This is a genomic window from Pseudoduganella albidiflava (genome assembly GCF_004322755.1).
GTDB lineage: Bacteria > Pseudomonadota > Gammaproteobacteria > Burkholderiales > Burkholderiaceae_D > Rugamonas > Rugamonas albidiflava.
In genome coordinates this window covers 6,014,268-6,033,153 of the sequence record NZ_CP036401.1, presented here as the reverse complement: position 1 = coordinate 6,033,153, position 18,886 = coordinate 6,014,268, and the positions used below count along the sequence as shown (strand labels likewise).

Annotated in this window: 17 protein-coding genes and 1 tRNA gene; 9 read left to right on the top strand and 9 right to left on the bottom strand. The window is 64.8% G+C overall.

Annotated features, from left to right (window positions below; all coding sequences use genetic code 11):
- Window positions 1-88: 88 nt before the first annotated feature.
- The gene (locus EYF70_RS25130; protein WP_218943835.1) at window positions 89-784 is read right to left on the bottom strand and encodes an SDR family NAD(P)-dependent oxidoreductase; all 696 of its coding nucleotides are present in this window, start codon (window positions 782-784) and stop codon (window positions 89-91) included.
- A 225-nt stretch (window positions 785-1,009) separates the two neighbouring features.
- On the opposite strand from EYF70_RS25130, the gene EYF70_RS25125 reads away from it, so the two are divergent.
- Window positions 1,010-1,465: a hypothetical protein gene (locus EYF70_RS25125; protein ID WP_131147827.1), complete on the top strand. Its 456-nt coding sequence runs from the start codon at window positions 1,010-1,012 to the stop codon at window positions 1,463-1,465.
- Between the two features lie 174 nt (window positions 1,466-1,639).
- Window positions 1,640-3,442, top strand: coding sequence for a beta-propeller domain-containing protein (locus tag EYF70_RS25120; protein ID WP_131147826.1), 1,803 nt, complete (start codon window positions 1,640-1,642; stop codon window positions 3,440-3,442).
- A 138-nt stretch (window positions 3,443-3,580) separates the two neighbouring features.
- Here the strand turns inward: EYF70_RS25120 and EYF70_RS25115 are convergent.
- A tRNA-Phe gene (locus EYF70_RS25115) sits at window positions 3,581-3,656 on the bottom strand.
- Window positions 3,657-3,843: 187 nt separating this feature from the next.
- Here EYF70_RS25115 and EYF70_RS25110 point away from each other — a divergent pair.
- The 7 genes from EYF70_RS25110 to EYF70_RS25080 all read left to right on the top strand — a co-directional run bounded on the left by EYF70_RS25110 (window position 3,844) and on the right by EYF70_RS25080 (window position 12,277).
- A complete protein-coding gene (locus EYF70_RS25110; protein WP_131147825.1) occupies window positions 3,844-5,058 on the top strand; it encodes an FAD-dependent monooxygenase in 1,215 nt (404 codons plus the stop codon).
- Between the two features lie 57 nt (window positions 5,059-5,115).
- Window positions 5,116-5,838 (top strand): DsbC family protein, encoded by a 723-nt coding sequence (locus tag EYF70_RS25105; RefSeq protein WP_131147824.1) that lies wholly within the window; start codon window positions 5,116-5,118, stop codon window positions 5,836-5,838.
- Window positions 5,839-5,928: 90 nt separating this feature from the next.
- On the top strand, window positions 5,929-6,387 hold the full coding sequence (locus EYF70_RS25100; RefSeq protein WP_131147823.1) for a (2Fe-2S)-binding protein: 459 nt from the start codon (window positions 5,929-5,931) through the stop codon (window positions 6,385-6,387).
- 9 nt (window positions 6,388-6,396) lie between these two features.
- The gene (locus EYF70_RS25095) at window positions 6,397-8,649 is read left to right on the top strand and encodes a xanthine dehydrogenase family protein molybdopterin-binding subunit (protein ID WP_131147822.1); all 2,253 of its coding nucleotides are present in this window, start codon (window positions 6,397-6,399) and stop codon (window positions 8,647-8,649) included.
- Between the two features lie 4 nt (window positions 8,650-8,653).
- Window positions 8,654-9,256: a nucleotidyltransferase family protein gene (locus EYF70_RS25090; RefSeq protein ID WP_229420546.1), complete on the top strand. Its 603-nt coding sequence runs from the start codon at window positions 8,654-8,656 to the stop codon at window positions 9,254-9,256.
- Window positions 9,253-11,109 carry a M61 family metallopeptidase gene (locus EYF70_RS25085; protein WP_131147821.1) on the top strand — a complete coding sequence of 619 codons (1,857 nt, stop codon included), beginning with the start codon at window positions 9,253-9,255 and terminating at the stop codon, window positions 11,107-11,109. Before EYF70_RS25090 ends, EYF70_RS25085 begins: the two co-directional genes overlap by 4 nt.
- A 1-nt stretch (window position 11,110) precedes the next feature.
- The gene (locus EYF70_RS25080; protein WP_131147820.1) at window positions 11,111-12,277 is read left to right on the top strand and encodes a GGDEF domain-containing protein; all 1,167 of its coding nucleotides are present in this window, start codon (window positions 11,111-11,113) and stop codon (window positions 12,275-12,277) included.
- A 202-nt stretch (window positions 12,278-12,479) separates the two neighbouring features.
- On the opposite strand, the gene trpC is transcribed toward EYF70_RS25080, so the two are convergent.
- From trpC to rpe, 7 genes are all read right to left on the bottom strand, one after another.
- Window positions 12,480-13,280, bottom strand: a complete 801-nt coding sequence (gene trpC / locus EYF70_RS25075; RefSeq protein ID WP_131147819.1) for an indole-3-glycerol phosphate synthase TrpC — start codon at window positions 13,278-13,280, stop codon at window positions 12,480-12,482.
- Between the two features lie 10 nt (window positions 13,281-13,290).
- Entirely contained in the window at window positions 13,291-13,962 is a 672-nt protein-coding gene (locus EYF70_RS25070) for a LysE family translocator (protein WP_131147818.1), read from the bottom strand.
- An 8-nt stretch (window positions 13,963-13,970) separates the two neighbouring features.
- Complete coding sequence (trpD, locus tag EYF70_RS25065) at window positions 13,971-15,008, bottom strand: anthranilate phosphoribosyltransferase (protein ID WP_131147817.1); 1,038 nt, start codon at window positions 15,006-15,008, stop codon at window positions 13,971-13,973.
- Window positions 15,009-15,010: 2 nt separating this feature from the next.
- Complete coding sequence (locus EYF70_RS25060) at window positions 15,011-15,595, bottom strand: anthranilate synthase component II (protein WP_131147816.1); 585 nt, start codon at window positions 15,593-15,595, stop codon at window positions 15,011-15,013.
- A 1-nt stretch (window position 15,596) separates the two neighbouring features.
- Entirely contained in the window at window positions 15,597-17,093 is a 1,497-nt protein-coding gene (trpE, locus tag EYF70_RS25055) for an anthranilate synthase component I (RefSeq protein WP_131147815.1), read from the bottom strand.
- Window positions 17,094-17,373: 280 nt separating this feature from the next.
- Window positions 17,374-18,108, bottom strand: coding sequence for a phosphoglycolate phosphatase (locus EYF70_RS25050; RefSeq protein WP_371861674.1), 735 nt, complete (start codon window positions 18,106-18,108; stop codon window positions 17,374-17,376).
- Between the two features lie 2 nt (window positions 18,109-18,110).
- Window positions 18,111-18,776, bottom strand: a complete 666-nt coding sequence (gene rpe / locus EYF70_RS25045; protein WP_131147813.1) for a ribulose-phosphate 3-epimerase — start codon at window positions 18,774-18,776, stop codon at window positions 18,111-18,113.
- Window positions 18,777-18,886: the final 110 nt, after the last annotated feature.

Here is an 18,886-nt window from a genome sequence, read left to right as displayed (position 1 = left end):
CCGGCTAAATTGCTGGATGAGTTGCTGAATGAGCTATCGAGGGGGGCACTGAATGAGGGCCAGGGCCGCGCTGGCATGGCTTACATTCCTACCAGGGCAGTTCCGCGCCATTATAGGACCGGAACGAGCCGCTGTCGGCAGGTGTCAGCGCGTCGAGCACGCGCAGCATGTCCGCCACGGCATCCTGGGCTTGCCGCCCGATGGTCTCGCCCCGGAACGGTTGCGACAGGCGCGAGCTGACAGTGCCAGGGTGCAGCGCCACCAGCACGCTGTTTTTCTGGTTGCGCGCCACTTCGATGGCGGCGGTCCTGACGAGCATGTTGAGGGCGGCCTTGGAAGCGCGATAGCTGTACCAGCCACCCAGCCGGTTGTCGCCGATGCTGCCCACCTTCGCCGACAGCATGGCCATGATCGCGCGCTCGCCGGCAAGCAGGGGAACGAAATGGCGCAGCACCAGTGCGGGGCCGAAGGTATTGGCCTGGAAAGTCGCCTGCATTTGCGCGTAGTTGAGATCGGCCAGGCGCTTTTCCGGCATGAAGTCGTCGCCATGCAACAGCCCCGCCGCATTGACGATCAAGTGATAACGCCGGCCGTCACCAAGGATGCGGGCCGCCTCGGCGACACTGTTTTCGTCGGCGAAGTCGATCGGCGGCGTGGAGTGGCGATACAGGCCATGCACCGCCGCGCAGCCCGGTGTATCTCTCAGCAGGTCGACAAAGGCCGCCCCGATCGTGCCCGAGGCGCCGATGACCAGGGCGTGGAATGGGTGGGGCAGGCTGTTCATCATGCTGAATGCTCCGTTGTCGACCGCGCGTCGCAGCGCGTTATAGCGCGGCATAGCGCGTTGAAAGGGCGCCATGTATCGCCGCGCCAGGACAACCATTCTGCCGCATCCGGTCTCCACCGAACGACCCGATACGGGCGGGTGCTGTAAGATTTGCGATCGCCTTCACACCCATTTGCAGGAGTACACAAAATCCTACGTCTGTTGATCAGAGCGGTGATCCGCATGCCAAGGCTATCGCTCGCCGCCGCATTGCTCGTGCTGGCAGCGCTGGCCGGCACGATGACCTATACCGGATTCCTTATCATCGGCGTCCTGGCGGATTATCTCGGCATTGGCAGGGTCATGACTGGCCTGCTCCTGGGCGTCCTTTTTGCCAGGTTTCCCGCGATTCGCAACGGGAAATTGCGCATGGCCGGCCTGTTGCCGAAACCTGCGCGCCGGCCAGTCATGGTCGGCTTGCTTGCGCTCTGCCTGTCGACCCTTGTGTGGCGGGGCGAATACGTGCCCGCGCTGTTTACAGGTTTTACCACGGCTTTTCTGCTGGCATATCCCTGGATATGGCGGGCCATCTCCGGCCGGGTGTTGGCGTTTCTCCCCAAATTCATGTCTGGCCAACGTCCTTCCGGGGACACCGGTGGCACGGTGGTCGATGTGGAAATGAGGGAAAGGAAAGACTGAAGTTTGCTGGTGCCAGTGGGCGAGCTGGCGAACGCGGTGCGCCCGGCAGCCGCCGGTTGGCCGTCCATCCACAGTGGTTTTTCTGTCGTTCGAACCTCCCGGGTGCCGAAGCTTTCATTGCCATACGTGCTACAGTTTGATGCGTCGCATGTCGATGTTGATGGGAGGACCCGTATGAAACGGTTGTTCATCGCGTACCTGCCACTGGCACTCATCGCGGCGGTGCCGGCTGCCGAGAATCCACCTGCGGGCGCCTACACGGTCGGCTTTGCCAGCTTCGGCCCGACCCGGACCGAGCTGTTCATCGCTCGCGGCGATGGCGCCGGCGCCCGCCCTCTGCTGTCGGAGTCCTGGAATAACTACAACGCCGCCCTCTCGCGCGATGGCAAGTGGCTGACCTTCACTTCCGAGCGCGAAGGTTCGGCCGACATCTACCGCATGCGCATCGATGGCCGCGACCGGCAACTGCTGGTTGGCGGCCCCGCCTTTGACGACCAGTCCGTCCTGTCGCCGGACGGGCGCCGGCTGGCCTTTGTTTCGGACCGTGAAGGCCAGCCCGATATCTGGATATTGAATCTGAAGACGCGCGCGCTCACCAATGTTACCCGGCACCCCGGCGGCGACTTTCGGCCGTCCTGGTCGCCCGATGGGCAGTGGCTGGCTTTTTCTTCCGACCGCGACTCCACCGATCCGCGGCTCAGTTTCAGTATCCTGCATTCAACCGCCATCTATCTGGTCCGGCCGGATGGAAGCGGCCTGCGCCGCATTGGCAAGACCGGTGAATTCGAAGGCAGCCCGAGCTGGTCGCGCGATGGCAAGTCGGTGGTCTTCTATGCAGGCGATATCGCCAACGTCAACAAGATCGTGCATCCCAAGCGCCTGCGTGGCGTCACCCAGCTTGTCTCGATCGACATTGCCAGCGGCACGCGTACTGTATTGACCGACGGTCCCGGCGAGAAAACCTCGCCGCACTGGTTGAAAGGCAAAAAACTGGCGTTCGTCAGCGGCGGCCCGGATGGCGGCCTGTCACTGATGGGTGGTGGCACCGTGCTGCGGGGCGAGGTCAGCAGCCCGAGCTGGTCAGCCGATGGCGGGCGACTGGTATTCCACCGCGAGGCAGACCCCCACTGGCCGCCATTCCAGCGATGGAAAAGCCTGGACCCGGCCTTCAAGCTGGTACGCACCGGTGTGTTTCCTTCGTGGTTACCCTCGGGTGAGCGGATTGTGCTGAACGATAAGACCGCGGGCATCCTGCACAACGACATCATCAGCATCGCAGCGGACGGCAGCGGCCAGCGTACCCTGTTCCACGATGAAAAGCGCAGCGCGCTGGCTCCCGAGGTATCGCCATCTGGCAAGCAGATCGCCTTCGGTCTCGGCAATTTTTTCCAGGGTACGCAAGGAAGGGCCCTCGCCGATATTGCGCTCATCAATATCGATGGCAGCGGCTTGACCATCCTGACCGATGGTTCCGGCAATTACGGCCTGCCCAGCTGGTCACCGGATGGCAGCCAGATCGTTTTTCGCGGCGCCGGCAATGGCGAAGGGAAGGATGGCTTGCTGATCATCGACGTGGCCAGCCGCGTGCAGCGCCACATTCCCGGTACGGTCATCAAGGACAACTTTCCCTCGTGGTCGCCAAAGGGTGATCTCATCAGTTTCACCAGCAACCGCGACGGCGATTACGAAATCTATACCGTGCGTCCGGATGGGACCGGGCTCAGGCGTCTCACCGACATTCCCGGCAACGATGCCCACAATAGCTGGTCTCCGGATGGCGAATGGATCGCCTTCGCCAGCGGCACTCATGGTTTTCGTGATGAAGCCGTGCTGCATCCCTACAATCCACAGCCTTACGGCGAGATTTACGTGATGCGCGCGGACGGCAGTGACCGGCGCCGGCTGACCAACAACCAATATGAAGAGGGCACGCCGAAATGGTCGATCGCGCGTCCCGAGAAACCAGTCCGTCCATGAGATCGCGGTCCTCGCAAGCGGGGCCTGCGGATGGCTCACGTGGTGTGGAAAGCACGGCGCCTCGACTCAATGATGAATGAGCGTCCTGGAAACAAAAACGCCACCCGAAGGTGGCGTTTTGCTTTGCTGCTGAATTCTTGGTGGCCCGGGGCGGAATCGAACCACCGACACAAGGATTTTCAATCCTCTGCTCTACCAACTGAGCTACCAGGCCAAGAGGCCGCATTATAGCAGCTCAATGCAGAGTTGCAATAGTCTTTTCTAAGTCGCGTCCCAAACAGATGGGAACCGGTGCGCTGGAAGCGAATGCGCGGATCGCCAATCCGCAAGGGACCGCGCCAGTGTGGAATTGAAGCGCCAGCCCGCGCGCCCTGTCGGCGGGCGAAAGTTATAATGGCACAATGAACACGCCATCCTCTTCCAAGCACCATGTGCAGACGGCGGTCTGCATCGTCGGCAACGGCGCGATCGCCAAGGCGGCCGCGCTGGCCTTCGCCCAGGCCGGGCAGAGCGTCACCCTGCTCGGCCCACCCGCCGCGGCGAAGCCGGATGGGCTCGAGCCCAGCTGGGACGTGCGGGTGTATGCGCTGAACCACACGGCGCACGAGCTGCTGTCGAACCTGAAAGTCTGGGGCGCGATGGACCAGCTGCGCATCGCCCCGGTGGACGGCATGATCATCAAGGGCGACGGCGAACAGCCCGGCCACCTGAATTTCGATGCGTATGGCGCCCATGCGGACACGCTGGCCTGGATCGTCGAAGACCGCAACCTGAACGAGGCGCTCGACGCCGCGCTGCGCTTTGCCCGCGACGTGCATGTCGTGACCGGCCGGGCGGTGGCGCTCAAGTGCGACGAGGACCACGCCACCGTGCAGCTGGCCGATGGCAGCGCCGTCAGGTCGTCGCTGGTGGTGGGCGCGGATGGCGCCCAGTCGTGGGTGCGCGGCCAGTGCGACATCGGCCTCGATTACAAGCCGTATGGCCAGCAAGGGGTGGTCGCCAATTTCGAGACGGAGCTTCCGCACCACGGTGCCGCGTTCCAGTGGTTCACGTGCGACCGCGGCATCGTGGCCCTGCTGCCGCTGCCGGGCAACCGCGTGTCGCTGGTCTGGTCCGCGCCGGACAACCTGGCCGACCAGCTGTGCGCCGAAGGTGCGCAGGCGCTGGCCGACCGGCTGGCCGAATTCGCCGCCGACAAGCTGGGCAAGCTGACACCCGTGCTGCCGGAATCGGTGCGCGCCTTCCCCCTGTCGCTGGTGCGGCCGCATTCGCTCGTTTCGCAACGCGTGGCATTGATCGGCGACGCTGCCCACGTGGTGCATCCGCTGGCCGGCCATGGCATGAACCTGGGTTTCGGCGACGTGCGCGATTTGGTGGACGCCGTTACCGAGCGCGAAGAACACCGCTCGATCGGCGACGAGCGCGTGCTCGCCCGCTATGCCCGCGCGCGCAAGGAAGACGTGCTGCTGATGCAGGCCGCCACCGATGGCTTGCAGCGTCTGTTCGGCGCCAACCTCGAACCCGTGCGCGCGGTGCGCAATTTCGGGCTAAACTTGCTGGACAAATTGCCTTTCGTCAAGCGTTCGCTCATGTCGCACGCGCTGGGCCGGCACTGATCTTACCCGGACGGCGCGGCGATCCCACGCCGTCTCCCTGTTCCACCCGGAGAGTTTATGAAGTTCATGAAAACCGGCCTCGTGCTGGCATCGGCGCTGCTGATGTCGTGCGCGGGCGCCGACAACGGCGTCGAAGCCACCATCCGCAAGAACGTCGAGCCGAAGCTTGGCCCCAACATCAAGATCGATTCCATCCAGGCCACGCCGTATTCCGGCCTGTATGAAATCCGCATCGGCAACGAGATCCGCTATACCGACAAGACCGGCACCTACCTGTTCGCCGGCCATATCTTCAACCTGAAGACCAGGGAAGACGTGACCCAGGCGCGCATCGACGAAGTCAACCGCATCAAATTCTCCGACCTGCCGCTGGAGCTGGCGCTGAAGACGGTGAAAGGCAACGGCAAGCGCGTGATCGCGCTCTTCGAAGACCCGAACTGCGGCTACTGCAAGAAATTCCGCCGCGAGACGCTGTCCAGGGTCGACAACATCACCGTCTACACGTTCATGTACAACATCCTGTCGGCCGATTCCACGGCGAAGTCGCGCAACATCTGGTGCGCGGCGGACCGCAACCGCGCCTGGGACGACTGGATGCTGAACAACAAGCAGGCACCCGAAGCGCCGGCCGGCTGCACCGCGCCGAACGACAAGGTGCTGGCGCTGGGGAACAAGCTGGGTCTCGAAGGCACGCCGGCGATCTTCTTCACCGATGGCAGCCGCGTGCCGGGCGCCATCGACGCCGCGGCGCTGGAAGCGAAGTTCGCCTCGCTCAAGTAACACGGTTGCCTTGCACGATTTTCACCGAACCGGCGCGCCCTCGAAGCGCGCCGCTTTCATTATAAAAAGCCGCAAAACTAGGAGTACTCCATGGTCACCCTGAACATCAACGGGCGCGACACGCAGGTCGACGCCGATCCGTCGACGCCGATCCTGTGGGCGCTGCGCGACAACCTGAACATGACCGGCACGAAATTCGGCTGTGGCGCGGCGCTGTGCGGCGCCTGCACCGTGCACCTGGGCGGCCAGCCGATCCGCTCGTGCGTGACGCCGATTTCCGCCGCCGTGGGCCAGAAGGTCACCACGATCGAAGCCATGGAACACGACAAGGTGGGCAAGGCCGTGCAGGACGCCTGGGTGAAGCACGACGTGCCGCAATGCGGCTACTGTCAAAGCGGGCAGGTGATGAGCGCCGCGGCGCTGCTGAAGACGAACAAGACGCCGACCGACGCCGACATCGATGGCGCCATGGCCGGCAATATCTGCCGCTGCGGTACTTACCAGCGCATCCGCCTCGCCATCAAGGATGCGGCGAAAACCCTCGCCTAAGGAGATCACATGCGTAAACAATGGCTTATTGGGAATGGCGATGGGCAAGACCTGGCGGCGCTGGTTGCCGACAAAGCCGAGGGTACTTCCCCGACCTCGCGCCGCGGCTTCATGAAGGCGGCCGGCGCCGGCCTGGTGCTCGGCTTCACGTTCACGGGCGGCGGGCGGATGGCCCGTGCGGCGGAGCCGAAGCCGTCGCAGCAGCCCAACGCGTTCCTGCGCATCGCGCCGGACAACACGATCACCGTGCAGGTGAACCGCCTGGAATTCGGCCAGGGCGTGCAGACCGCGCTGCCGATGCTGATCGCCGAGGAACTCGATGCCGACTGGTCGCAGATCCGCGGCGTGCTGGCGCCTGCCGGCGAAGCCTACAAGGATCCGGTGATGGGCATCCAGATCACCGGCGGTTCCGGTTCCGTGGCGCACTCGTGGGTGCAGTACCGCGAGATCGGCGCGAAGGCGCGCGCGATGCTGGTGGCGGCGGCGGCCGAACAGTGGAAGGTGCCGGTCAACCAGGTGAAGGCGGTGAAGGGCCAGCTCACCGGGCCGGGCGGCAAGAAGGCGACCTATGGCCAGATGGCCGAGGCGGCGATGAAACAGCCGGTGCCGGAACACGTGGTGCTGAAGAACGTCGAGAAATTCCGCTTCATCGGCAAGCCGATGCCGCGGCTGGATGCGCGGGCGAAATCGAACGGCAGCCAGCAGTTCGGCATGGACTTCAAGCCGGCCGGCACCAAAGTGGCGGTGGTGGCTCGCCCGCCGGTGTTCGGCGCCAAGGTAAAAAAATTCGATGCCGCGGCGGCGAAGAAGATCAAGGGTGTGATCGCCGTGCTGCCGGTCGACGTGGACCGTGGCGGCAGCGGCGTGGCCGTCATCGCGGAAGGTTACTGGCAGGCGAAGCTGGGCCGCGACGCGCTCGAGATCGAATGGGATACGGCCGGCGTGGAAAAGGTCAGTACCGAGGAGCAGTTCACGGCTTTCCGCGCATTGGCCGCAAAGCCGGGAACGATCGCGCGGCAGGGCGATGTGTCGAAGCTGGCTGCCGCGCCGAAGAAGATCTCGGCCGTCTATGAATTCCCGTACCTGGCGCACGCGCCGATGGAACCGCTGAACTGCGTGGTCGACCTGAAGCGCGACAGCTGCACGATCTGGGCCGGCAGCCAGTTCCAGATGATGGACCAGGCCGCGGCCGCGAAGACGGCCGGGCTGAAAACGGAGCAGGTGACCCTGCACACGATGATGGCCGGCGGCGGTTTCGGCCGGCGCGCCACGCCGGGTTCCGACTATATCGTGGAAGCCGTGAATGTCGCGAAGGCTTACGCGAAAGCCGGCAGGGGCGGTCCCGTGAAAGTGATCTGGAGCCGCGAGGATGACATCAAGGGCGGCTACTATCGCCCGTCGCACGTGCATCGCGCCGAGCTGGGGCTCGATGCCGGCGGCAATATCGTGGGGTGGGATCATGTGATCGTCGGCCAGTCAATCATCAGCGGCACGGCGTTCGAGCCCTTCATGGTGAAGAACGGCGTGGATGCCACGATGGTCGAAGGCATGGGCGAGCCCTACAAGGTGCCGATGCAGCTGTCCGTCCACAACGCGCAGGCCAACGTGCCCGTGCTGTGGTGGCGCTCGGTGGGCGCGACCCACACCGCGTTCGTGATGGAAACGCTGATCGACGAGGCGGCCGTGGCGGCCGGCATGGATCCGGTGGCGTACCGCAGGAAGCTGATCCCGGAGGAGCACAAGCGCCATCACCTGGCGCTCGATCTCGCCGTCGGCAAATCCGGCTACGGCACGGTGAAGCTGCCGGAAGGGCAGGCTTACGGCGTGGCGGTGCACGAATCGTTCGGCACCGTGGTGGCCTACGTGGTTACGGCCTCGGTGGAAAACGGCACGCCGAAGCTGCACAAGGTGACGGCGGCGGTGCACTGCAACCAGCCGGTCAATCCGCTCACCATCGAGGCGCAGGTGCAGGGCGCCGTGCTGATGGCCGTGGGCACCACCTTGCCGGGCGCCGCCATCACGCTCAAGGATGGTATCGTGGAACAGGGCCAGCTCAGCGACTACACGGTGGCGCGCATGACGGACATGCCCCAGGTCGAAGTGCACATCGTGCCGTCGACCGAACCGCCGAGCGGCATGGGCGAGCCGGGCTTGCCGCCGCTGGCGCCGGCGTTCGCGAATGCCGTGTTCCGCGTCACGGGCAAGCGGCTGCGCAAGCTGCCTTTCGACCTGGCGTCGGCGGCCGCGCCGCAAGTGGCGTAAGCGCGTGGCCGACGCCGCCGCGCGGTTGCCGCTTGCCGGCATCCTGCTTGCCGCCGGCCGTGGCCGGCGCTTCGACCCGCTGGGGCAGCGCAACAAGCTGCTGCAACCGATCGGCGGCGTGCCGGTCGTGGTGCACAGTGCGCGGCACCTGCTGGCCGTGCTGCCGCGCGTGGTGGCCGTGGTGCGCGAGGGCGACGAAGCCACGGCCGCGCAACTGGCGGCACTCGGCTGTGAAGTGACCGCTTGCGCCGAGGCGGACAGCGGCATGGCCGCGTCGCTCGTCCACGGGCTTCGGCACGCGCTGGATGCATCCGGCTGGGTGGTGGCGCTGGGCGACATGCCCCGCGTGCAGCCGGGCACCATCGCCGCGCTCGCAGGCGCGGTGGCACAGGGTGCCGATATCGCGGTGCCGGTGTACCGGAACGCGTCAGGCACGGAGCGCGGCAACCCGGTGGCCTTCAGCCGCCGGCACTTGCCGCAACTGCTTGCGCTGTCCGGAGACCGGGGGGCGCGCGGGATCGTAAGGGATAATATCGTCAACGAAGTGGCGGTGGATGACCCGGGCATCCTGCTCGACATCGATACTCCGCCCGACCTCATGCAATGAAAAACAAAACGTCGATCAAAGAAAAAACGCCGGTCAGGAAAGCCAAGGCGCCACGTGCCGCGGCGCCCGCCGTGGCCTATGCCATCGTTCCCAAGGATCTCGCTGCCCACCTGTTCCAGGTGACGCTGACCGTGCAGGAGCCCTCTCCGGAGGGCCAGCTGCTGGCATTGCCGGCCTGGATTCCGGGCAGCTACATGATCCGCGAGTTCGCCCGCAACATCGTGCAGATCCGCGCCGAGGCCGATGGCCAGCCGGTCGCGCTGGCGAAACTGGACAAGCACTCGTGGCAGGCGCCGCCTGTCGAGGGAGCGCTGACCGTGCAATACGACGTGTATGCATGGGACCTTTCCGTGCGTGCCGCGCACCTGGACCAGACCCACGGCTTCTTCAACGGCACCAGTGTGTTCCTGCGCGTGGCCGGGCAGGAGCATGTTCCCCACGTGGTCGACATCGTGCGCCCGGCGGAAGACGCCGCCCGTACCTGGCGCGTGGCCACCGCGCTGCCGGAGCTGAAGGCCAGGCGCTACGGCTTCGGCACCTACGTGGCGGCCGATTACGATGAGCTGATCGACAGCCCCGTCGAGATGGGCGACTTCGCGCTGGCCACGTTCACGGCGCACGGCGTGCCGCACGACGTGGTCATCACGGGCCGCGTGCCGAACCTGGACATGGCGCGGCTGTGCGCCGACCTGAAGGCGATCTGCGAAACCCAGATCGCCTTCTTCGAGCCCAGGACCAGGAAAGCGCCGATGGACCGCTACGTGTTCATGACGCTGGCCGTGGGCGACGGCTACGGCGGCCTGGAACATCGCGCCTCGACGGCGCTGATCTGCGCGCGCGCCGATTTGCCGACCACGGCTGCCCAGGGCCGCGAGAGGAGCGAGGGCTACATCAAGTTCCTCGGCCTGTGCAGCCACGAATACTTCCACACCTGGAACGTGAAGCGCATCAAGCCGGCCGTGTTCGCGCCCTACGACCTGCAGGTGGAAAACTACACGCCGCTCCTGTGGCTGTTCGAAGGGTTCACCAGCTACTACGACGACCTGTTCCTGGTGCGTTCCGGCTTGATCAGCGAGGCCACGTACTTCAAGATGCTGGGCAAGACCGTCGGCAGCGTGCTGCGCAGCGCCGGCCGTACGAAGCAGAGCGTGGCTGAATCGAGCTTCGACGCCTGGAGCAAGTACTACCGGCAAGACGAGAACGCGCCCAATGCCATCGTCAGCTATTACGCCAAGGGTTCGCTGGTGGGGCTGGGCCTGGACCTGACGATCCGCCAGAAGTCGGGCGGCAAGCGTTCGCTGGACGACATCATGCTGGCGCTGTGGCAGCGCTACGGCCGCGACTTCTACCCCGATGGCCGCCGTGGCGTGACGCCGGCCGAGGTGGAAGCGCTCTTCGACGAGATCAGCGGCATGCGGCTGAAGAGCTATTTCGAGAAATATATCCGCGGCACCGAGGACGTGCCGCTGGCGAAGCTGCTGGCGCCGTTCGGCGTGAAGTACACGGACGAGCGCAAGCTGGCCAAGCCCAGTCTGGATGCGAACATCGGCCGCGAGGGCGCCGATGCGAAACTGTCCGCCGTCCACGAAGGCGGTGCCGCGCACCGTGCCGGCCTGTCGGCGGGCGACCTGCTGGTGGCCATCGACGGCCTGCGCGTCACGGGCAATCCGTCCAACCTGGAGTCGCTGCTGTCCCGTTACCGGGTCGGCGACACGGTGCAGGTGCACGCCTTCCGCCGCGATGAACTGATGACGTTCGCGGTGCAGCTCCAGGGCGAGCGCGTGCCTGGCATCGGGCTGGCGATCGATACGGCGCGCAAGAGCGCGGTAGCGCGCCCGACATCGCCGCGCTGACGTGAAGTTGCTGGATCCCTTCAGCGTCGTGCTGATGGCGGCGCTGATGTGCGCCGTGATGAGCGCGGTGCTGTTCGGCGCCCGCCGCGGTTTTCCCGCCGAGGTGCGCGGCCTTACCTACTGGGGCGCCGCGCTGGCGGTGCAGGTATTCTCCGCCTTCTGCTTTGCGTTGCGCGGCACGCTGCCCGATGTGCTCGTGCTGCCGGTGGCGAACGTGCTGTTCGTGTTCGGTAACGGCCTGTGCGTGATCGGTTTGCGGCGCTTCTACGGCCTCGCGCCGCGGTGGCCGATGCTGGGCGGCGCCTGCGGCTTTGCGCTGGTGGGCATGCTGTACTACCTGGTGGTCGAGCCGGACTACGCCGCGCGGGTGGCCTGGATGAGCGTGCCGATCACGCTGATCAGCGGCGCGCAGCTCGTGCTCGTGCTGCGCCACGGCCGGCGCAAGCTTGCGACGCTGTTCTTCGGTTCGCTGATCGCGGTGAACACCGTGCTGGTCACGGTGCGCGGCGTGGTGGCGCTGACGCACGGCGCGGCGCTGGTGGATGTCACCCGGCCCGGCCTCTTCCAGGGCTTCTACCTTGCCGTGACGGCATTGCAGCCGGCATTGCTGGCGGTCGGCTTCCTGATGGTGGCATACGAGCGGCTGCGCCTCATCCTCGAGCGCCGCTCGGCGAGCGATCCGCTGACGGGAGTACTGAACCGGCGCGGTTTCGGCGACGCGTATGCGCGCGAGGTCGCCCGCATGGCGCGCATGCGGCAGCACGCCCGCACCCTGGCCCTGCTATCGGTGGACCTGGACCATTTCAAGATGATCAACGACCGCTTCGGTCACGCCGAAGGCGACCGGGTGCTCGTCAGTGTGGCGCAGATGGTCGGCTCGGCATTGCGCGAATCCGACGTGCTGGCCCGCTTCGGCGGCGAGGAATTCATCGTGCTGCTGCCCGATACGGATGGCAAGCGTGCGATCGGCGTGGCCCAGCGCGTGCAGCGGCTGCTGCGCGAAGCTCACGCCGGCGAGCTGCCTTCCTGCACCGCCAGCATCGGCGTCGCGGTGCAGACCGATCCGGAGGAGCCGCTGGATGCGCTGCTGAGCCGGGCCGACGAGGCGTTGTATCGCGCCAAGGAAAATGGGCGGAACCGGATCGAGACGTGGCAAGCGGCCGCGTAAGGGATGCCGGTGACTCAACACCAGGTTCAGACCGTGCTGCCGTTCAGATAAGCCACCCCAAGTGCAAATACCGGGGTCAGACCCGGCGGGTCTGACCCCAGCCCTTCGCTGTTGGGGTGAATGCATGCGCTTTCGATGTGCTGGGTAAGCCTAAACTTGACCGCAACAGGGTCAGACCCCGGTTCCTGGAAATCCCTGGAAATCAGCCGAACAGCCGGCTCAGCTCCGTGCCCGGATCTTCGGCGCGCATGAATGCTTCGCCCACGAGGAATGCATGCACGTTGGCCTCGCGCATGCGCCGTACGTCGGCCCCGTTCAGGATGCCGGATTCGGTGACCACCATCCGCTCGGCTGGAATCCGGTCGAGCAGGTCGATGGTGTTATCGAGCGACACTTCGAAGGTGCGCAGGTTGCGGTTGTTGATGCCGATGAGGTTGGTCTTCAGCTTCAGCGCGGCGGCCAGTTCGTCGCCGTCGTGCGATTCCACCAGCACGTCCATGCCCAGTTCGTGGGCGCACGCTTCCATCTCCGCCATCAGGCCGTGATCCAGGCCGGCCACGATCAGCAGGATGCAGTCGGCGCCCATCGCGCGCGCTTCATAGACCTGGTAGAGGTCGACCAGGAAATCCTTGCGGATCACCGGCAGCGCGCAGGCGGCGCGGGCCTGCTTCAGGTAGTCGACGGAGCCCTGGAAGAACTGCTCGTCCGTCAGCACCGACAGGCAGGCGGCGCCACCCGCCGCATAGCTCTGCGCAATCGCCGCGGGCTGGAAATCGGCGCGCAGCACGCCTTTCGATGGCGATGCCTTCTTCACTTCGGCGATCACGCCAGCCTGGCCGGCGGCGATCTTCCTGCGCAGGCTCGCTTCGAAACCGCGGATCGCGGCGCGCGACTCGCGGTCGGCTTCCACTTCCTCGCGCAGGCTGGCGAGGCTGCGGTACTTCTTGGCCGCGGCCACTTCGTCGGCCTTGACGGCCAGGATCTTGTTCAGGATATCGGACATGTTTGTATTCTTAGTGACGGTCGGCGAGGGCGATGCGGGCGCCCAATGCAAGGAACAGGCCGCCGGTAACACGGTTCAGCCACAGCGCCACGCGCGGCTTGACCTTCAGTTTCGAACTCGCGAAGGCGGTAAACAGCGCCAGGCCGTTACACCACAGCATGCCGTTGAAATTGAAGATGCAGCCCAGGATGATGAAGGCCAGCGGCTTGTTCGGTGCATCGGCATCGATGAACTGGGGCACGAAGGCCAGGAAGAACAGCGCCACCTTCGGATTCAGCACGTTGGTGAGGAAGCCCTGGGCGAAAATACGCCAGTTGCTTGCGTGCTTCCCACCCAACGACGTAACCCTGGGGTCAGACCCGTCGGGTCTGACCCCGGCTTCTGCCGTTGGGGTTAGTTTGGCCCGCAGCATCTGGATGCCGCACCATACGATGTAGGCCGCGCCGATCCATTTCACCACCGTGAACGCCGTGGCGGAAGTGGCCAGCAATGCCGACAGGCCGAGCGCCGCGGCCAGCACGTGCACCATCGTGCCGGCGCCGATGCCGAGCGATGCGGCGACGCCGGCGCGCCATCCCTGCGTGGCACTGCGCGCCATGATCAGCAGGGAATCGGGGCCGGGCATGATGTTCAGCAGCAGCCCGGAAACGATGAATAACGTCAAGTCGTGGATGCCGAACATGGTGCGCCTCAGTGATCGGCGCCGAGCGCCTGGGTGACTTCGACGAACTGGTGCAGCTTGGCCAGCGCGGCGCCCGAGTCGATCGCCTGGCGCGCCTTGATCAGGCCCACCTCGATCGACGGTGCAATCCCGGCCGCATACAGCGCGGTGCCGGCATTGAGCGCGACGATATCGGTGGCGGCGCCGGTTTCCCCGGACAGCACGCCCAGTACCTTGGCCTTCGATTCGGCGGCGTTGGCCACCTTCAGGTTGCGGCTGGCAACCATCTGCAGGCCGAAATCTTCCGGATGGATTTCATATTCGCGGATTTCGCCGTCGACCAGTTCGCCGACCAGCGTGCCGGCGCCCAGCGAAACTTCGTCCATGTTGTCGCGGCCGTACACCACGATCGCGTGTTCCGCGCCGAGGCGCTGCAGCACGCGCACCTGGATGCCGACGAGGTCGGGGTGGAACACGCCCATCAGGATGTTCGGCGCGCCGGCCGGATTGGTGAGCGGGCCCAGGATGTTGAAGATCGAGCGCACGCCCAGCTCGCGGCGCACCGGGGCGACGTGCTTCATCGCCGCGTGGTGGTTCGGCGCGAACATGAAGCCGATGCCGGTCTGCGCGATCGATTGCGCGATCTGTTCCGGCTTCAGGTTGATGTTGGCGCCCAGCGATTCGATCAGGTCCGCGCTGCCGGACGAGGAGGACACACTGCGCCCGCCATGCTTGGCGATGCGCGCGCCGGCCGCGGCGGCCACGAACATGGCGGCGCTGCTGATGTTGAACGTGTGCGCGCCATCGCCGCCGGTGCCCACGATGTCGAGCAGGTTGGTGGTGTCCGCCATCGGCACCTTGGTGGAAAACTCGCGCATCACCTGCGCCGCGGCGGTGATCTCGCCGATGGTTTCCTTCTTCACGCGCAGGCCCATGGTCAGCGCGGCCACCATCACGGGCGACATTTCGCCGCTCATGATCTGGCGGAACAGGTGCAGCATTTCGTCGTGGAAGATCTCGCGGTGTTCGATGCAGCGGATCAGGGCTTCCTGGTGGGTGATCGGCATGGTCATTCCTTTGCGCTCGACGAGGTGCGATCGAGGAAGTTCTTCAGCATGGCGTGGCCATGTTCGGAGAGGATCGATTCAGGGTGGAACTGCACGCCTTCGATGTCGAATTCCTTGTGGCGCACGCCCATGATTTCGCCATCGTCCGTCCATGCCGTCACTTCCAGGCAGGCCGGCAGCGAGGCGCGTTCGATCGCCAGCGAGTGATAGCGGATCACCGTGAAGGGGCTCGGCAGGTCCTTGAACACGCCGACCGCCGTGTGGGCGATCGGCGAAGTCTTGCCGTGCATGACTTCCTTGGCGCGGATGATCTTGCCGCCGAACGCTTCGCCGATGGCCTGGTGGCCGAGGCACACGCCGAGGATCGGCTTCTTGCCGGCGAAGTGCTTCAGTACCTCGACCGAGATGCCGGCCTGCGCCGGATCCTTCGGGCCCGGCGAGATGCAGATGCGGTCCGGGTTCATGGCCTCGATCTCTTCGATCGTGATCTCGTCGTTGCGGTGGACGCGCACGTCTTCACCGAGTTCGCCGAAGTACTGCACGATGTTGTAGGTGAAGGAGTCGTAATTGTCGATCATCAGCAGCATGTCAGAACTCCCCATCCAGGCCATCTTGCACTTGTTCGGCGGCGCGCAGCACGGCGCGCGCCTTGTTCTCTGTTTCCAGCCATTCCATCTCGGGCACCGAGTCGGCGACGATGCCCGCGGCGGCCTGCACGTACAGCATGCCATCCTTGATCACGCCGGTGCGGATCGCGATCGCCACGTCCATTTCGCCGCCGAACGACAGGTAGCCGCAGGCGCCGCCGTAGATGCCGCGCTTGGAGATTTCCAGTTCGTCGATCACTTCCATCGCGCGCACCTTCGGCGCGCCGGTCAGCGTGCCGGCCGGGAAGGTGGCGCGCAGCACGTCCAGGTTCGACATGCCGGACTTCAGCCTGCCTTCCACGTTCGAGACGATGTGCTGCACATGCGAATACTTTTCGATCACCATCTTGTCCGTGACCTTCACGCTGCCGATCTCGGAGATGCGGCCCAGGTCGTTGCGGGCCAGGTCGATCAGCATCACGTGCTCGGCGATTTCCTTCGGATCGGCCAGCAGTTCCTCGGCCAGCTGCGCATCCTTTTCCGGCGTGGCGCCGCGCGGGCGGGTACCGGCGATCGGGCGCAGCGTGACTTTTTTCTCTCCATCCGGGAGCGTCTCGTTGCGCACCAGGATTTCCGGCGACGCGCCGACGATCTGCATGTCGCCGAAGTTATAGAAGTACATGTACGGCGACGGGTTCAGCGAACGCAGCGCGCGGTACAGCGTGAGCGGCGAATCCACGTAGGGCTTGCGGATGCGCTGGCCGATCTGCACCTGCATCAGGTCGCCGGCCATCACGTATTCCTTCGCCTTGGCCACGGCGGCCAGGTACGATTCCTTGTCGAAGTCGCGGATCGCCTCGGTGCGCACCGACGACGACGTGACAGGCGCATCGACACCGCGGCGCAGCAGCGCCTTCAGTTCCTTCAGCCGCACGCGCGCCTTCGAGAACGATTCCGGTTGCGTGGTATCGGCATACACGATCAGGTACAGCTTGCCGGAGAGGTTGTCGATGACGGCCAGTTCCTCGGTCACCATCAGCTGGATGTCGGGCAGGCCCAGGTCGTCCTTCTGCGCGCTGTTGGCCAGCTTCTTCTCGATGAAGCGCACCGTGTCGTAGCCGAAGTAGCCGGCCAGGCCGCCGACGAAGCGGGGCATGCCGGGGCGCAGCGCGACCTTGAAGCGGGCCTGGTACTGCTCGATGAATTCGAGGGGATTGCCATCGAAGGTTTCGACGACTTCGCCGCCCTTGACGATCTCGGTACGGCTGCCGGTGGTGCGCAGCAGCGTCTTCGCCGGCAGGCCGATGAAGGAGTAGCGGCCGAAGCGCTCGCCACCGACCACGGACTCCAGCAGGAAGGTGTTTTTGCCGTTGTTCTGGCTCTGCGCCAGCTTCAAGTACAGCGACAGCGGCGTTTCAAGGTCGGCGAATGCTTCCGCGATCAGGGGGATACGGTTGTAGCCTTGCGTGGCCAGCGATTTGAATTCGAGTTCGGTCATGGTTCTCTCCAACCCGCCACGCGAACCCATTTTGGGTGTGGTGGTGGCGGTGAGGTTCAAAAAACCTGCCGGGAGAGAGCGAAAAGGTGGGTAGTCGCGCGAAGTCTCCGACGGCAGCAATCAACGTGGCTTAGTTTGCCCAGGATTGCCAGCGTCGCCACAGCCAGGCCTCGATCGATCCCTGGTGAGTAACGTTGTGTCTTTTGTTGAGAAACATCGTTTGACGAGCGTTCGGTTTTAAGTTGCAGCCGATTGGGTCGGCTGATGTATTCGGCTGATTTTAATTCGGCTGAGTTTGATTCAGCTGATGTTGATTCGGCTGGTTGTGCGCGTCGATTAACTGTGCAGCATGCAGCAGCGTTTCAACTATACCATCGGAATCCGTCTCGTGTATAGACTCCCCGTGGTTGTAGCCATACGGCACCGTCAGCACCGGGCAACCGGCCGCGCGGGCCGCCTGCGCATCGTTCGAGGAGTCGCCGATCGCCACCACCTGGTGCGGTGGCAGACCGAAGTATTCGCAGGCTTTCACCAGCGGCAGCGGATCGGGCTTTTTCTTCTCGAACGAGTCGCCGCCGTAGATCACCTCGAAGTAACCGTCGAGTTCCTTCAGCTTCAGCAGCGGCAGGGCGAACGACAGCGGCTTGTTGGTCACGCAGGCGAGGCGGATGCCGGCATCCTTCAGCTCCGTCAGGCCGGCGGCCACGTCCGGGTACAGCGTGCTGTGGTGGCCGTTGATGGCCAGGTAGTGCCGCTGGTACGCATCCATCGCCGCGGCGAAGTGCTGTTCGACGGCGGCGTCGTCATGATCGAGCGACAGCACGCTGCGGATCAGGTTTTCCGACCCCTTGCCGACCATGTTCTTGATCTGCTCGGCCGTGATCGCTTCCAGGCCCAGCTCCTCGCGCATGCGGTTGATGGCCACGTGGAAGTCCGGCACGGTGTCGAGCATCGTGCCGTCCAGGTCGATGATGGCGGCGCGCACGCCGGCCAGGGGATGGGTCGCCGCCGTCATGCTCATACCGTCGCCAGCTGGGTGCGCATCGCGTCGATCACCGCCTTGTAGTCCGGCTGGCCGAAGATCGCCGAGCCGGCCACGAACGTGTCCGCGCCGGCTTTCGCCGCGGCGGCGATATTGTCGATCTTGATGCCGCCATCGACTTCGAGCAGGATGTCGCGGCCCGATTCGTCGATCAGGCGGCGCGCCTCTTCGATCTTCTTCAGTGCCTGCGGAATGAAGGACTGGCCGCCGAAGCCCGGGTTCACGGACATGATCAGGATCATGTCGACTTTGTCCATCACGTGTTCCAGGTAGGACAGCGGCGTGGCCGGGTTGAACACCAGGCCGGCCTTGCAGCCGTGGTCGCGGATCAGCTGCAGCGAACGGTCGATGTGCTCGGAAGCTTCCGGGTGGAAGGTGATGATGTTCGCGCCGGCCTTGGCGAAGTCCGGGATGATGCGGTCGACCGGCTTGACCATCAGGTGCACGTCGATCGGTACCTGTACATGCGGGCGGATCGCCTGGCAGACCAGCGGGCCGATCGTGAGGTTCGGCACATAGTGATTGTCCATCACGTCGAAGTGGATGATGTCGGCGCCGGCGGCGACGACGTTCTTCACTTCCTCGCCCAGGCGGGCGAAGTCGGCGGACAGGATGCTGGGGGCGATGCGGAAAGTTGTCATGACAGGGGCTGGCAAAAAGGAATAGGCAAAAAATCAGCCGCTATTTTACGCTGCCGCCCCGTATTCTGCGGAGTGCACCTTGCATGTGTGCGGGATTTGCGGTGCAATGT

Bases quoted from the DNA above. Each gene is read 5' to 3' on its own strand.
- EYF70_RS25130 (WP_218943835.1), bottom strand. From the start codon at position 784: ATGAACAGCCTGCCCCACCCATTCCACGCCCTGGTCATCGGCGCCTCG.
- EYF70_RS25050 (WP_371861674.1), bottom strand. From the start codon at position 18,108: ATGACGGCGGCGACCCATCCCCTGGCCGGCGTGCGCGCCGCCATCATC.
- trpD (WP_131147817.1), bottom strand. From the start codon at position 15,008: ATGCCGATCACCCACCAGGAAGCCCTGATCCGCTGCATCGAACACCGC.
- EYF70_RS25125 (WP_131147827.1), top strand. From the start codon at position 1,010: ATGCCAAGGCTATCGCTCGCCGCCGCATTGCTCGTGCTGGCAGCGCTG.
- EYF70_RS25100 (WP_131147823.1), top strand. From the start codon at position 5,929: ATGGTCACCCTGAACATCAACGGGCGCGACACGCAGGTCGACGCCGAT.
- EYF70_RS25060 (WP_131147816.1), bottom strand. From the start codon at position 15,595: ATGCTGCTGATGATCGACAATTACGACTCCTTCACCTACAACATCGTG.
- EYF70_RS25070 (WP_131147818.1), bottom strand. From the start codon at position 13,962: ATGTTCGGCATCCACGACTTGACGTTATTCATCGTTTCCGGGCTGCTG.
- EYF70_RS25120 (WP_131147826.1), top strand. From the start codon at position 1,640: ATGAAACGGTTGTTCATCGCGTACCTGCCACTGGCACTCATCGCGGCG.
- EYF70_RS25110 (WP_131147825.1), top strand. From the start codon at position 3,844: ATGAACACGCCATCCTCTTCCAAGCACCATGTGCAGACGGCGGTCTGC.
- trpC (WP_131147819.1), bottom strand. From the start codon at position 13,280: ATGTCCGATATCCTGAACAAGATCCTGGCCGTCAAGGCCGACGAAGTG.
- EYF70_RS25105 (WP_131147824.1), top strand. From the start codon at position 5,116: ATGAAGTTCATGAAAACCGGCCTCGTGCTGGCATCGGCGCTGCTGATG.
- EYF70_RS25085 (WP_131147821.1), top strand. From the start codon at position 9,253: ATGAAAAACAAAACGTCGATCAAAGAAAAAACGCCGGTCAGGAAAGCC.
- EYF70_RS25095 (WP_131147822.1), top strand. From the start codon at position 6,397: ATGCGTAAACAATGGCTTATTGGGAATGGCGATGGGCAAGACCTGGCG.
- trpE (WP_131147815.1), bottom strand. From the start codon at position 17,093: ATGACCGAACTCGAATTCAAATCGCTGGCCACGCAAGGCTACAACCGT.
- rpe (WP_131147813.1), bottom strand. From the start codon at position 18,776: ATGACAACTTTCCGCATCGCCCCCAGCATCCTGTCCGCCGACTTCGCC.